13 protein-coding genes are annotated in these 12742 nt (G+C 57.3%); 2 read left to right on the top strand and 11 right to left on the bottom strand.

Annotated features, from left to right (window positions below; genetic code table 11):
- Positions 1 to 109 precede the first annotated feature (109 nt).
- The 4 genes from E8K88_RS11515 to E8K88_RS11500 are packed head-to-tail and all read right to left on the bottom strand — an operon-like array spanning position 110 to position 5061.
- On the bottom strand, positions 110 to 1327 hold the full coding sequence (locus E8K88_RS11515; protein ID WP_136406821.1) for a BMP family ABC transporter substrate-binding protein: 1218 nt from the start codon (positions 1325 to 1327) through the stop codon (positions 110 to 112).
- A gap of 55 nt (positions 1328 to 1382) precedes the next feature.
- Positions 1383 to 2294, bottom strand: a complete 912-nt coding sequence (locus E8K88_RS11510; protein ID WP_136406820.1) for an ABC transporter permease — start codon at positions 2292 to 2294, stop codon at positions 1383 to 1385.
- The gene (locus E8K88_RS11505; protein WP_136406819.1) at positions 2294 to 3403 is read right to left on the bottom strand and encodes an ABC transporter permease; all 1110 of its coding nucleotides are present in this window, start codon (positions 3401 to 3403) and stop codon (positions 2294 to 2296) included. Before E8K88_RS11505 ends, E8K88_RS11510 begins: the two co-directional genes overlap by 1 nt.
- Positions 3404 to 3453: 50 nt before the next feature.
- On the bottom strand, positions 3454 to 5061 hold the full coding sequence (locus E8K88_RS11500) for an ABC transporter ATP-binding protein (RefSeq protein ID WP_136406818.1): 1608 nt from the start codon (positions 5059 to 5061) through the stop codon (positions 3454 to 3456).
- Between the two features lie 320 nt (positions 5062 to 5381).
- Here E8K88_RS11500 and E8K88_RS11495 point away from each other — a divergent pair, with 320 nt between their 5' ends.
- Positions 5382 to 5969, top strand: a complete 588-nt coding sequence (locus E8K88_RS11495) for a peroxidase-related enzyme (protein WP_136406817.1) — start codon at positions 5382 to 5384, stop codon at positions 5967 to 5969.
- A gap of 101 nt (positions 5970 to 6070) precedes the next feature.
- Here the strand turns inward: E8K88_RS11495 and infA are convergent, their stop codons facing one another.
- Positions 6071 to 6316, bottom strand: coding sequence for a translation initiation factor IF-1 (gene infA, locus E8K88_RS11490; protein WP_136406816.1), 246 nt, complete (start codon positions 6314 to 6316; stop codon positions 6071 to 6073).
- Positions 6317 to 6730: 414 nt separating this feature from the next.
- On the opposite strand from infA, the gene E8K88_RS11485 reads away from it, so the two are divergent.
- Positions 6731 to 7516, top strand: a complete 786-nt coding sequence (locus E8K88_RS11485; RefSeq protein WP_136406815.1) for a MetQ/NlpA family ABC transporter substrate-binding protein — start codon at positions 6731 to 6733, stop codon at positions 7514 to 7516.
- Between the two features lie 146 nt (positions 7517 to 7662).
- Here E8K88_RS11485 and E8K88_RS11480 read toward each other — a convergent pair whose 3' ends face one another.
- The 6 genes from E8K88_RS11480 to E8K88_RS11455 all read right to left on the bottom strand — a co-directional run bounded on the left by E8K88_RS11480 (position 7663) and on the right by E8K88_RS11455 (position 12700).
- Positions 7663 to 8757, bottom strand: a complete 1095-nt coding sequence (locus tag E8K88_RS11480) for an NAD(P)/FAD-dependent oxidoreductase (RefSeq protein WP_136406814.1) — start codon at positions 8755 to 8757, stop codon at positions 7663 to 7665.
- Positions 8758 to 8809: 52 nt separating this feature from the next.
- Positions 8810 to 9139, bottom strand: a complete 330-nt coding sequence (gene fdxA, locus E8K88_RS11475; protein ID WP_136406813.1) for a ferredoxin FdxA — start codon at positions 9137 to 9139, stop codon at positions 8810 to 8812.
- Positions 9140 to 9224: 85 nt separating this feature from the next.
- Positions 9225 to 10577, bottom strand: a complete 1353-nt coding sequence (locus E8K88_RS11470) for a sulfate adenylyltransferase subunit 1 (protein ID WP_136406812.1) — start codon at positions 10575 to 10577, stop codon at positions 9225 to 9227.
- Between the two features lie 96 nt (positions 10578 to 10673).
- Positions 10674 to 11633 (bottom strand): sulfate adenylyltransferase subunit CysD, encoded by a 960-nt coding sequence (cysD, locus tag E8K88_RS11465; protein WP_136406811.1) that lies wholly within the window; start codon positions 11631 to 11633, stop codon positions 10674 to 10676.
- Between the two features lie 24 nt (positions 11634 to 11657).
- Positions 11658 to 12290, bottom strand: coding sequence for a phosphoadenosine phosphosulfate reductase domain-containing protein (locus tag E8K88_RS11460; RefSeq protein ID WP_136406810.1), 633 nt, complete (start codon positions 12288 to 12290; stop codon positions 11658 to 11660).
- Positions 12287 to 12700: a DUF934 domain-containing protein gene (locus E8K88_RS11455; protein ID WP_136406809.1), complete on the bottom strand. Its 414-nt coding sequence runs from the start codon at positions 12698 to 12700 to the stop codon at positions 12287 to 12289. The genes E8K88_RS11460 and E8K88_RS11455 overlap by 4 nt, the downstream gene beginning before the upstream one ends.
- Positions 12701 to 12742: the final 42 nt, after the last annotated feature.

The following is a 12742-nucleotide window of genomic DNA, read 5'->3' as shown; positions in this document are numbered from 1 at the left end:
GCGCAATGGTGGCTTGGCGCACAAAAAAACCGCAGCGAGCTCTTAAAGCCGACTGCGGTGGGTGTTGCTGCACTGCGCCCCTTGCATAGGGCGCAGCCATGCTCTGCGCTTAGTTTGCGCCTGGCATTTTGCCTTCCACGCCTTTGACGTAGAACTGCAGGCCCAGCAGGAATGGGTCGTCGGCAACTTGGCCAGCGGCCAGCGCTTCGGTGCCGTCTTGCTTCAGGATTGGGCCTTCCCAGATTTTGAGTGTGCCGTCTTGCAGGCCTTGTTTGGCTTGTGCGACTTTGTCTTTGAGGTCTTGCGGAATGTCATCGGCCAAGGAGACGATGTCGATGGCACCTTCTTTCACGCCCCACCAGCTTTTGCCAGCGGCCCATTTGCCGTCAATCGCGTCTTGCGCGATCTTGGTGTAGTACGGGCTCCAGTCGATGATGGCCGACGCCAAATGGGCATTGGGGCCATAGGCTGTCATGTCGGAGTTCCAGCCAAATGCGCGCTTGCCTTGGTCTTGGGCGGTTTTCAGCACAGCAGCCGAGTCGGTGTTTTGGAACAGCACGTCTGCGCCGCTATTGATCAGCGAGGTGGCAGCTTCCGTTTCTTTTGGTGGATTGAACCAATCATTGACCCAGACGACTTTGGTTGTGACGTTGGGGTTGACCGATTGTGCGCCCAGCGTGAAGCTGTTGATGTTGCGAATCACCTCAGGAATTGGCACTGAGCCGACCACGCCAACCACGTCCGATTGCGTCATGCCGCCGGCAATAATGCCGGCCAGATAAGCGCCCTCATAAGTGCGGCTGTCATAGGTGGCCAGGTTGCTGCCGTTTTTGTAGCCAGTCGCGTGCTCGAATTTCACATTCGGGAATTCTTTGGACAGACGGTCCATGTAGTCCATATAGCCAAAGGTCGTGCCAAATACGATGTCATTGCCCTCGGCGGCAAAGCCACGCAGCACGCGTTCGGCATCGGCTGACTCAGGCACGCTTTCGACAAATTTGGTTTGCACCTTGTCACCCAAAGCATCGATCATCGCTTTGCGACCGTTGTCGTGTGAGAAGGTCCAGCCGCCATCGCCCACTGGGCCGATGTAGGCAAACGCGATCTTCAGTGGCTGGCCCTCAGCTGCTTTGTCTGCACTGCTGTCGGAGCTGGTCGCTGCCGGCGCGGGTGTGCTCGGTGTGGCACCAGCCGCGGCAGGGGCAGCTGCTGGTGCAGGTGCTGGACTTGGGGCCGGTGTTTCCTGTTTGCCGCAAGCGCTTAAAGTGGCCGCAAACAAGGCCGCCAGCGCAAAAGGCCGAATGACAGAGTGAGTCGAGACGCTCATGAAAGTTACTCCAATGAATCAAAGAAAAAATAGCGAGGCCAAACCTGTCAGCTGTTTAGCTGCTCGGCGAGAACGGCTTGCCCAATGAAGCCGGCATATTGGTGCGAATCCAGGCCGGGTTGCGCGAGATCAGCACCAGCACCACGATGGTAGCCAAGTAGGGCAGCATGCTCAGCAACTGGCTTGGGATTTGTACGCCACTGGCCTGCATGCTGAATTGCAGCATGGTCATGCCACCAAACAAATAAGCGCCAAGCAGTACCCGAGCCGGGCGCCAGGTGGCAAAAGCCGTCAGGGCCAGGGCAATCCAGCCGCGACCAGCGACCATGCCTTCAGCCCACAAGGAGCTGTAAATAGTGGCCAGGTAGGCACCTGCCAAACCGCATAAGGCGCCGCCAATGGTCACGCAGACCAGGCGGATCATGCGCACCGGGTAGCCCAGCGCATGGGCCGACTCGGGTGATTCGCCAATCGAGCGCAGCAGCAAGCCGGCGCGGGTGCGGCCATAAAACCAAGTGAGAAAGATGGCCAGTGCGATCGTCGCATACACCATCAGGTTCTGGCGAAACAGCGCAGGCCCAATAAAGGGCAGGTCGGCCAGCACGGGAATGCTGAACTTGGGCGTGCTGGGAATGCTGGCCTGCACATAGTCGACCCCCATGAAGGCCGAGAAACCAACGCCAAAAATACTCAAGGCCAGGCCGCTGGCGTACTGGTTGGTGTGCAGGAAAATCACCAAGAGGCCAAACACAAACGCCAGTACCGCGCCTGCGGCAAGGCCCGCGAGCAGGCCCAGCGAATAGCTGCCGGTATGGACCACGGTGGCGTAACCTGCAATAGCCGCACACAGCATCATGCCTTCGGCGCCCAGGTTGACTACGCCAATTTTTTCATTGATCAGCAAACCGAGGCCAGCCAATGCAATGACCGTGCCTGCGCTCAGAGTGGCTGCAATCAGTAACTCCATTACGCCACTCCTTGTTTGGTTGCCGCAACTGGCGAGGGCGACGATTTGGCAGACGTTTTGAGGCGAATGCGGTAGTTGACCAGCGTGTCACAAGCCAGGAGGTTAAACAGCAGTAAGCCCTGGAAGACGCTGGAGAGCGATTTGGGCAGGCCGAGCTGGGATTGCGAGAGCTCGCCGCCAATCACAAACATCGACAGCAAAATGGTTGAGAACACCATGCCTATCGGGTGCAAGCGCCCGACAAAGGCCACGATGATGGCTGTGAATCCATAGCCAACCGGCACATGGGCGTTGAGCTGGCCGACCGGGCCAATGACCTCCAATGCACCGGCAAGGCCAGCCAGAGCGCCTGAGCTCAGCAAGGCCAGCCACAGTGTTTTGCGGGCAGAAAAACCGGCATAGCGGGCGGCTTTGGGCGCCAGCCCCCCCACTTGCTGGGCAAAGCCGGCCTTGGTGCGGAACATGAAGATCCACATCAGAGCGCAGGCCAGCAAGGCCAGGAATACGCCCCAGTTGGCACGCGAGGAGGCCATCAGGCGCGGCAATTGGGTGCTGACGTCAAACGAGGCGGTCCGCGGGAAGTTGTAGCCAGCCGGGTCTTTCCATGGCCCGTAGACCAGGAAAGCCAGCAACTGGATGGCCACGTAGACCAGCATCAAACTGACCAGGATTTCGTTGGTGTTGAAGCGGTCGCGCAGCAAGGCCACAATCGAGGCCCAGACCATGCCGCCCAGGCAACCAGCCAGCAAAACGGCCGCCACGATCCAGGCCCCCGTATCCGGCCCGGCTTGCAGGGCGACCCAGCCGGCGGCGATTGCGCCTAAAACAAACTGCCCTTCAGCGCCAATATTCCAGATATTCGAGCGAAAACACAGGCCCAAGCCCAAAGCGATCAGTAGCAAGGGTGTGGCTTTGACGGCAATTTCGCCCCAGGCATAGGCGCTTTTGATCGGCTCCCAGAAGAACACCGATATGCCTTGCAGCGGGGATTTGCCAGACAGCGCGAAAATGATGACGCCGGCCAGCACGGTGACCAGCAGTGCCAGCAGCGGCGATAGATATGACCATGCGCGCGAGGGCGCTGGTCTGGCTTCAAGAATGATTTTCATCGGATAGGCAAGCAATACGGGAGATTCGAAAAAAGGGCAGCAAGTGGCGGCTACACCAGCGTGGCCATGGCTGGGAGGGGGTGCGACTGCGCTGTCTCAGCGCCTTCCCACAAGCCGCTCATCCAGAGTCCGACGCGCTCTATCGAGGCCTCTTCGAGCGGCAGGGACGGAGACAAACGGCCATTGGAGATCACATACAGGCGGTCACACAGCTCGAACAGTTCTTCGATCTCTTCGCTGACAACCAGCACGGCGCAGCCTTGCTCGGCCAATTGCAGCATCTGAGCGCGAATCTGCGCTGAGGCGCCAACATCTACCCCCCAGGTTGGCTGCGAGACAATGAAGATTTTGGGCGCTGCATCCATCTCGCGGCCCATGATGAATTTTTGCAAATTGCCCCCTGACAGCGAACGTGCGGGGGCGTGGCTACCAGCGGCTTTGACGTTGAATCGCCTGATCAGATCGCTGGCTTTGTCGCGCAGCTTGGCTGGGCTGACCCAGCCCAGCGGCCCGGTGCTCAGCGGCCGGGTCAATAGCAGGTTGTGCGCCAGCGACATGCTGGGCACGGTGGCGCGGCCAAGGCGCTCTTCGGGCACAAAGTGCAAATCGAATTCGCGCCGGCGTTGTTCGGTGTTCTTTTGGCCCGCAGCTTGATCGAGCAACACAATGCTGTCGTTGCTGGCGCGCGTGTCTTCGCCTGATAAGGCATGCAGCAGCTCATTCTGGCCATTGCCGGAGATGCCAGCAATGCCGACGACTTCACCGGCACGCACATGCAGGTTGATGTCCTGCAGGTCCATGCCGTAGGTGTGGGATTTGGGCAGGTTCAGTTGTTTGACCTGCAGCGCCATCGCACCGGGCTTGGCCACGTGCTCTGGGATCGCGGGGGGCTCAACGCCAATCATCAGCCGAGCCAGCGAGGCATCGCTGTGCTCGCGTGGATTGATCACGCCTTGGACCTTGCCTTGGCGAATCACCGTGCAGCTATCGCAGAGCTGGCGGATCTCATGCAGCTTGTGGCTGATGTAGAGAATGCTGCAGCCCGATTGCGCCAGGCGCTGCAGCACCGCAAACAGGCTTTGCACCGCTTGTGGTGTCAGCACCGAGGTGGGTTCATCGAGAATCAGCAACTTCGGGCGCGTGACCAGGCTGCGCAGGATTTCGACTTTTTGCCGCTCCCCCACGCTCAAGGTGTGCATAGGCCGGTCTGGCTCGATATTCAGCCCAAATAATGCCGAGGCCTCATCCAGGTGCACGCCCAGCAACTCGCGACTCATGTTCTTGTCTTGGCCTAGCCAGATGTTTTCAGCCACTGTCAGCGAGTCAAACAGGTTGAAATGCTGGAACACCATCGAGATGCCCAACTGCCTGGCTTGGTGCGGTGAGCGGATCACTACTGGCTCACCGTCAAAGGTGATACTGCCCTCATCGGGGGTGACTGCGCCGTAGATGATTTTCATCAGCGTCGATTTGCCCGCACCGTTCTCACCCAGGATGGCGTGGATTTGGCCGCGCTCAACGCACAGGTCAATGCCATCGTTGGCCACTACGCCCGGATACCTTTTGGTAATGGCGCGCAGTTGCAGGCGGGCTGTAATGGGCTTTTCAAGCTGGGTCAGCTCAATCGATTCATGTTCCGGTTGTGGCAAAGTGGGCATGGTGAGAGACAAAAAGCGAATGCATCTGCAGTGCAAGAATGCAGTCAACGCAGGCGGACATCAAGCGCGCCAAAAATACACACAGCAGTGCATTGCACAAGTGCGGGAGGCAGGTAGTTGGCCACTGGCCTGCTGCCCATCGCACTTGGCATAGCCTGCACCTTCACTGTTGCGGCGCTTCATTGCAAACGGGGCTGCGTTTGACGGTGTTGTTGTAGATCCTCGCACGCATTGGTAAAAAGCCTCTGATGGCGCTCTACCAAGGCCTGTATTATCTCGTTGAAATGGTTTCTCAACGATAAAACTATATGGAGGCACTTATGAGCAAACGCTACCCCTTGATGGAGCTGCAAGACGTACCGGCAGACATCAAAGAGCGGATTGTGCTGATTCAGGAAAAAAGTGGCTTTGTGCCCAATGTGTTTTTGGCTTTTGCGCGGCGTCCTGCCGAATGGCGGGCTTTTTTTGCCTACCACGATGCCTTGATGGAGCGGGCGGACAGTTCCCTCAGCAAAGGCGAGCGCGAGATGATCGTGACTGCCACCAGTGCGGCCAACCATTGTCTGTACTGTGTGGTCGCCCATGGCGCACTGCTGCGGATCTATGAGAAAAAACCGCGCATCGCCGATCAGATCGCGATCAATTACCGTAAAGCCAGTATCGATCCACGCCAAAAGGCGATGCTGGATTTTGCCATGAAGGTCAGCAGCCAATCGCATGCCATTGAAGAGGCCGACTTTGAGCGCTTGTATCCGCATGGTTTTGACGATGAAGACATTTGGGACATCATCTCGATCACGGCATTTTTTGGCATGTCCAACCGCATTGCCAATGCCGCCGGCTTTGCGCCCAACCCTGAGTTTTACCTGATGGGCCGCATGCCCAGACCGCAAAAGCCCATCGAATAACGCCTTGTCTGCGCACTGCAAACAAGGCGTCCATCCTTTGTGTGGTCTCTATTATTGCAGTGAGGTGCAACCGCACAGCAAGCCGCAGTCCGTCAGACCGCTTACGCTGCCGCTGCTGGGCCACGGCCTGGCAAGTGGCGGAAGATGATCCGGCCTTTGCTCAAGTCGTAAGGCGACATCTCAAGAGTCACTTTGTCACCAGCCAGAATACGGATATGGTGTTTGCGCATTTTGCCGCCTGTATAAGCGATCAGCTCGTGGCCGTTTTCCAAAACGACGCGAAAACGTGAATCAGGCAAGACTTCTTTGACCGAGCCTTGCATTTCAATGAGTTCTTCTTTTGCCATGGTAGTGAGGGGCTTACAAAAAGGATGACTGGTAGTTGGCCTACTCACATTCAATGAATGCCTTGCAAGTCGGCGCCAAGTCGGCTTCAGTGCTGGGTCTTCAGCAAAATTTAAATAAACCTAATATTTTAGCGACGCTACCAATAAATTCAAAAAATAGTTTAATTTGTTGCTTTCGCGCACACGAATGGCGCACTTTTTTATATACTTGTTTCTTTATTTAATAAGAAAATAATATTATTAAATGGAATGTGGAACTGCTTTTACAATCGCTGCCCATGCGTATTGCAGGCCTTTGTGCATGTATTGAGAATACGAAGCGGTTGGCAAGCTGCCCAGCAGTATGCCAGGGCAACAAGGCCGCAAACACTTGTTGCCGCTTCCTGTGATGTTCTAGCCAATTGAGGTAATTCAATGATTAAGAAACTGCTTCCTTTTGTGGCCGCTATGGCCCTTGCTTTTGGTGCCCATGCACAAACCAAATTGGTGGTTGGCGCCTCGCCAGTGCCGCACGCGGAGTTGCTGGAATTGGTCAAGCCTGAGCTCAAAGCCCAGGGCATTGATCTGGAAGTCAAAGAGTTCACCGATTATGTACTGCCCAACACTGCCGTGGAAGAAAAACAATTGGATGCCAACTTCTTCCAACACCAGCCTTACTTGAGCAATTTCAACAAAGACCGTAAAACCAATATCGTCGCCGTGCCCAATGGCGCGATCCATGTCGAGCCGTTTGGTGCTTATTCCAAAAAAATCAAAGCCATTGCTGACCTGAAAGAAGGCGCGATTGTGGCCATTCCCAATGATGCAACCAATTCTGGCCGCGCTTTGCTGCTGTTGGACAAGAGTGGCGTGATCAAACTCAAGGACCCAAGCAATATCAGCGCTACGGCTGCTGATATTGCCGAGAATCCTAAGAAACTGCAGTTCCGTGAACTTGAAGCAGCCATGCTGCCGCGCGCACTGGACGATGTCGATCTGGCTTTGATCAACACCAACTACGCGCTGGAAGCCGGTTTGGTGCCAACCAAAGATGCCTTGTTGATCGAGGGCAATGACTCGCCATACGTCAACATCATCGCGGCGCGTGCTGACCGTGCCAATGACGAAAGCATCCAAAAGCTGACGGACGCCTTGCGCACTGACAAAGTGCGTGATTTCATTGCCAGCAAATACAAAGGTGCGATTGCACCAGCGTTTTAATAGGTCAGCGCCTGGCGCAAGGGGGGGGGAGTAGCGGCCTCAACCGCCGCTTGTCATCACCAACAAAAAAACCATGTCTTCACAGCATGGTTTTTTTGTTGGCCTGTGCTTGGTGCCTGATGCCTGATGCGCAGTGCAGAAGGAGTCTATGCTTTGGCGACAGGCTCTTGACCCAAGCGCTCAAGCAGCACGGTATGGGTGGTGGTGTACAAAGTCAGCGGGCTTTTGCCTTGGAGCTGCTCGGCAATTGCAAATGCAGCCATGATGGCCTCATGAAACGCGCTGGCGATCAGCTTGCGCTTGCCAGGATAGCTGGCGATATCACCGACTGCATAAATGCCTGGTCTATTCGTTGCCTGAGTCGCGGGATTGACCAGAATGTGCTTGGCTTCCAGCGCCAATTGCCAATCGGCCAATGCGCCAAGCTTGGGGGAAATGCCCTGGTAGACCAGCAGCACATCAGCGGGCACAGTCTGGCTTTGCCCATCGGGGCTGAGAATGTGCAGTGACTGCAAGGCTGTTTCGCGGTGCAAATTCAGTGCTTGCAACTGGCCAATTTCCACCTGGATGCGGCCTTGCTCGCGCAAAGCGTTCAATTGCGCCAGCGCTGTTTCGTCTGCTTTGAATACATCACGCCGGTGCAGCAGGCTCACGCGCGCTGGCGCCAGTGCGGCACCTGATTGCGCCAATTCGATCGCTTTCGCAACGGCCGCTTCATCGCCGCCAAACACAACCACCTGCTGGCCTGCAACGGCAGCTTGGCGGTCATGCGATTGCAAAAAGGCTTGGCGGCCTTCAGCCAGCAGTGCATCCAGATGCTCGAGCTTGGGCTTGCGCGCCACAAAGGCGCCTACACCCAAGGCCAGCACCACGGCTTTGCAGGCAATGGCATGGCCCTGGCTGGTGTGTACCAGCCAGTGGCCTGCGCCATCTTCTTCGATGGCTTCCAGCGTTTGGCCCCAGTGCCAATGGATGGCAAAAGGTGCCAGTTGCTGGTGCAATTGCTCACTGAGCTCATGGCCTGTGACACGCAAGAGAGCCGGTATGTCGTATATCGGCTTGTCTGCATATAACTGGCTGCATTGCCCGCCAGGGTGGGGCAGGGCTTCAAGCACGTGGCACGCAAGGCCTTGCAAACCGAGCTGGAACAGCTGAAACAGCCCTGCAGGACCAGCGCCGACTACGACGACATCAGTGGTGAAGTCGGGGATGCTGGCGTCGGGGCTGTTTGAATGGTGCATGGGACTTAAGATCGTAAACACGCTCTAAGAGATGCGGCAGTCCTGTAGGCGATCAACGCTCCAGGTATTGCAGCTTGTCGGCTTTGCCATTCCATTCATCGGCATCTGCCATTGCTGGTTTGCGCTTGGTGATGTTTTTGAACTTGCCACTTTCATTCATCTCGATATTGATCTGAATGAATTCTTGTTGATCAGCAGGCACATCCTCTTCCGCAAAAATGGCCTCTGCAGGGCATTCAGGCACGCAAACGGCGCAGTCGATGCACTCATCGGGGTCGATGAACAAGAAGTTGGGACCTTCTTTGAAGCAGTCAACAGGACACACATCGACGCAATCGGTGTATTTGCATTTGATACAGTTTTCGGTGACGACGTGTGTCATAACAGGCTCGGCAAAAAATGTTGTAATGGTTGTGAAGCGCGGGGAAATCCCATATTTTAACGCGGCTGCGTCAATTATGGCAGTCTTAGTCGTTCACCAGTACGGCAGCTGCGGTTTTATGGCTGGCGGTGTCGACAAGAATCAGCGCGCCCAAGCTGCGGCTTTGGCTATACGGAGCCGCTGGTATGGCCTCTTGCAAGACCAGCTCGACGGTGCCAATCGCATTGGGTTCGAGTTGCTCAGCGGCTTCGCGCTGCAGCGTGTGGATATTGAGCTGCTGCACGATGCGGCGAATTTTGGCCTTGACCCAGCGGTGGCCATGCAAGGTCCAGTAGACACGGCCCACGGCGGCAGGCTCATCGTCCATCCAGGCAATTGTTGCGGTGATTTCACGCTGGCCAGGCCACGCATAGTGCGTGCCCACTGGCGCATCAAAATTGTCAAAATCGCCAGTCGCTTGGTTGGCTGGTGCGGCTGCGCTGGCTTCAGCGAGCAACCAGTCACCACGAGAGATATCCACTTCCTGGTCCAGTAACACACCTGCGCTGTCGCCTGCAGAGACTGCATGCGGGGCCCGCACATGGTCTAGCACTTCCACAACGCGGGCGGTGCGGTTGGCTGGGAAAATGCGCACTTGTTGGCCGGCTTCAATCTGGCCCGTAGCCACGCGGCCCCAGAACACACGGCGGCTTTTGCTGGTGTCGGCAGACGAGGAGAATTTCTCGACCCATTGCACTGGAAACGCCAATGGCAGTCCCGTATCTGGCGGTGTGGCTGGCAGGCTTTCGAGCAGCGGCAAAAGCGCTGGGCCACTGTAGCCGGCAAAACCAGGCTCGGTGCTGACCACGTTGTAGCCTTTGAGCGCCGAGATTGGCACGATGGCTGCAGCAGTCAGGTGCTCCGCTTTAGCAAAGCGCTGTAAGGCCGCCTGGATATTGGCAAATGCCAGCGCCGGATCGGCGACCGCATCGAGCTTGTTGACGGCAAAAATCAGTGAAGGCACGCGCAGCAAATGCACCAGCAGGCTGTGACGCTTGGTTTGCGGCAGCAGCGACAGCTGCGGGTTTTGCCAGTCGAGCTTGGTCGCATCGACCAGCACCACGGCAGCATCGGCATTGCTGGCGGCGGTCACCATATTGCGTGTGTACTGCTCGTGGCCAGGTGCATCGCCAATGATGAATTTGCGTTGGGCGGTAGAGAAATAGCGCCAGGCCACATCGATGGTGATGCCTTGCTCGCGCTCAGCGGCCAGGCCGTCGGTCAGCTGGGCCAGGTCGATGGCTTCTTGGCTGCTGGCGCCGTGCTTGGTGACGCCGGCGAGCTGGTCTTGCAGCACGCTTTTGCTGTCAACCAGCAAGCGGCCAATCAGGGTGGATTTGCCGTCGTCGACGCTGCCGCAAGTGATAAAGCGCAAGGCGTTGTGTAGGGTGGTACTCATAGCTTGAAACTCATGGGCAGCCTGGCTCGAACACCTGCGCTGCCACCAATGCAATTGAATCAAACAGTGCAGCCTGCGCTGCACTGGCCTGCGAGGTCAGAAATAGCCGTCGCGCTTGCGTTTTTCCATCGACGCTTCGCTGGTTTTGTCATCCATGCGGGTTGCGCCGCGTTCACTCACGGTCACCGACAGGGTTTCCGCCACGATGTCGGCGGCCGATGCCGCCGAGCTGGCCACTGGGCAAGTGCAGGTGATATCGCCCACGGTGCGAAAACGCACTTCGCGCTGCTCTACTTGCTCGCCTTCTTTGGCTGGGGTCAGTGCTGTCACCGGCACCAGCAAGCCCTTGCGCTCGACAATTGGGCGCTGGTGGGCGTAGTACAGGCTTGGCAGCTCAATCCCTTCTCGGTCGATGTATTGCCAGACATCCAGTTCGGTCCAGTTGCTGATTGGGAATACACGGAAGTGCTCGCCCTGGTTCAGGCGGGTGTTGAACAGTGTCCACAGCTCCGGACGTTGTGCCTTGGGCTGCCATTGGCCAAAGCTGTCGCGGTGGCTGAAGATGCGTTCTTTGGCACGTGCTTTTTCTTCGTCACGGCGTGCGCCGCCAATCAGCGCGTCAAAGCGAAATTCCTCAATCGCTTCGAGCAAGGTCACGGACTGGTGAACGTTGCGGCTCTCGCCCGGATGGGCCAGGCGCACGGTGCCACGCGCCATCGAATCTTCGACGCTGCGCACGATCAGTTGCGCGCCCAGCTCTTTGGCGCGGCGGTCACGAAACTCGGTCACTTCGGGGAAGTTGTGGCCTGTGTCGATCATCAGCAGCGGGTAGGGAATGCGACCTGCGCCAAAGGCTTTTTCGGCGCACTTGAGCATGACCAGTGAGTCCTTGCCTCCAGAGAACAGCAAAGCCGGGCGCTCAAAACTGGCGGCCACTTCACGCAGGATGAAGATCGTCTCTTCTTCCAGCGCATCCAGGTGGCTATTGCTGAGTTGTTGCGTGATCGGGGTGCGCAGCGCCGATTCGATCAGGGCTACTTGGGTAGGTGCATTCATGGATATCTCTATCGCTGGAGGACTTCAGTGGCTCAGGTGCAGGCCGCATTCGCGCTGCTCTTGGCCCTTGGTCGGATCGGCATAGTCAAAATTATTTGGCAGGCCGTGCTGTTGGCAGTATTCATGCAGCTCTTTGGAGGACCAGTGCAGCAGGGGCGCGACTTTGATCAAGCCGTCGGGGTTGATGCTGACAGGCTCCATCTGCGCACGCACGGCCGAGTCGGTGGCGCGCAAAGCGGTGAACCAGACTGTGGGTGCGGTCTCGCGCAGGGCGCGGGCAAACGGCTCTAACTTGACCTCTTGGGTGAATGCGGCGTGGCGCGGATCATCCAGTGCAGGGGCCGGGCCTTCCACTGCTTCGCGGTGTGCACGCGAGCGCGACGGCAGGTAGATACGCAGATTCAAGCCCAGTTGCTTGGTCACTTCGTCGGCATAGCGGTAGGTCGCTTCTGTGTTGTAGCCGTTGTCCATCCAGACCACTTGTACATCAGGCTGGGCGCGGCTGACCATGTGCAGGATCACCGCTTCAAACGGGCGGAAGTTGGTCGTGACAATCGCGGTTTGACCCAGACCAATGGCCCAGTCGACCAGGCCTTGTGCATCACGGCCCAAGTCCTGGTTGATTTTGGCCAGATCCAGTGCTTGGAGCTTGCTCATGCGCGCTCTCCTGCTGCAGATGGGGTTTGCAGAAAGTGCGGCTTGCGATTGACCGCATCTGCTTGGTAGAAGCCTTGTGAGAAGCGCTCGAGCTGGCGCTGTGCATCAGCAATGTCCACGCCTTCTTTGAGCACCGCTGTTGAAAAGCCGCTGCGTTCCATTTGCAGCAGTTGGTCAATCAGCACATCGCCAACGGCGCGAATATCGCCGGTGAAGCGGCGGCGGCGGCGCAGCAAATAGGCTTGGCTAAACGCGCGGCCATCGGTAAAAGTTGGAAAGTCCAGGTCGATGCGGCTGACGCCTTCGAGCGGGACGTCCAGCGCATCGACATCATTGGCAATGGCGATGACACTGGTATCGCCTGCGGTTGGAGCTTGGTGTTGTTGTTGGGTGAGAACCTGGAAACTCATGGCGTTCTTCTCTAATGCGCGCGCTGCGGCCGTACAGGCAGT

Source organism: Lampropedia aestuarii (assembly GCF_004803635.1).
GTDB classification, from domain to species: domain Bacteria; phylum Pseudomonadota; class Gammaproteobacteria; order Burkholderiales; family Burkholderiaceae_C; genus Lampropedia; species Lampropedia aestuarii.
This window is presented reverse-complemented; position numbering and strand designations above follow the sequence as displayed.

Excerpts from the sequence above, each read along its gene's own strand:
- E8K88_RS11515 (WP_136406821.1), bottom strand. The coding sequence starts at position 1,327 with ATGAGCGTCTCGACTCACTCTGTCATTCGGCCTTTTGCGCTGGCGGCC.
- E8K88_RS11510 (WP_136406820.1), bottom strand. The coding sequence starts at position 2,294 with ATGGAGTTACTGATTGCAGCCACTCTGAGCGCAGGCACGGTCATTGCA.
- E8K88_RS11505 (WP_136406819.1), bottom strand. The coding sequence starts at position 3,403 with ATGAAAATCATTCTTGAAGCCAGACCAGCGCCCTCGCGCGCATGGTCA.
- E8K88_RS11500 (WP_136406818.1), bottom strand. The coding sequence starts at position 5,061 with ATGCCCACTTTGCCACAACCGGAACATGAATCGATTGAGCTGACCCAG.
- E8K88_RS11495 (WP_136406817.1), top strand. The coding sequence starts at position 5,382 with ATGAGCAAACGCTACCCCTTGATGGAGCTGCAAGACGTACCGGCAGAC.
- infA (WP_136406816.1), bottom strand. The coding sequence starts at position 6,316 with ATGGCAAAAGAAGAACTCATTGAAATGCAAGGCTCGGTCAAAGAAGTC.
- E8K88_RS11485 (WP_136406815.1), top strand. The coding sequence starts at position 6,731 with ATGATTAAGAAACTGCTTCCTTTTGTGGCCGCTATGGCCCTTGCTTTT.
- E8K88_RS11480 (WP_136406814.1), bottom strand. The coding sequence starts at position 8,757 with ATGCACCATTCAAACAGCCCCGACGCCAGCATCCCCGACTTCACCACT.
- fdxA (WP_136406813.1), bottom strand. The coding sequence starts at position 9,139 with ATGACACACGTCGTCACCGAAAACTGTATCAAATGCAAATACACCGAT.
- E8K88_RS11470 (WP_136406812.1), bottom strand. The coding sequence starts at position 10,577 with ATGAGTACCACCCTACACAACGCCTTGCGCTTTATCACTTGCGGCAGC.
- cysD (WP_136406811.1), bottom strand. The coding sequence starts at position 11,633 with ATGAATGCACCTACCCAAGTAGCCCTGATCGAATCGGCGCTGCGCACC.
- E8K88_RS11460 (WP_136406810.1), bottom strand. The coding sequence starts at position 12,290 with ATGAGCAAGCTCCAAGCACTGGATCTGGCCAAAATCAACCAGGACTTG.
- E8K88_RS11455 (WP_136406809.1), bottom strand. The coding sequence starts at position 12,700 with ATGAGTTTCCAGGTTCTCACCCAACAACAACACCAAGCTCCAACCGCA.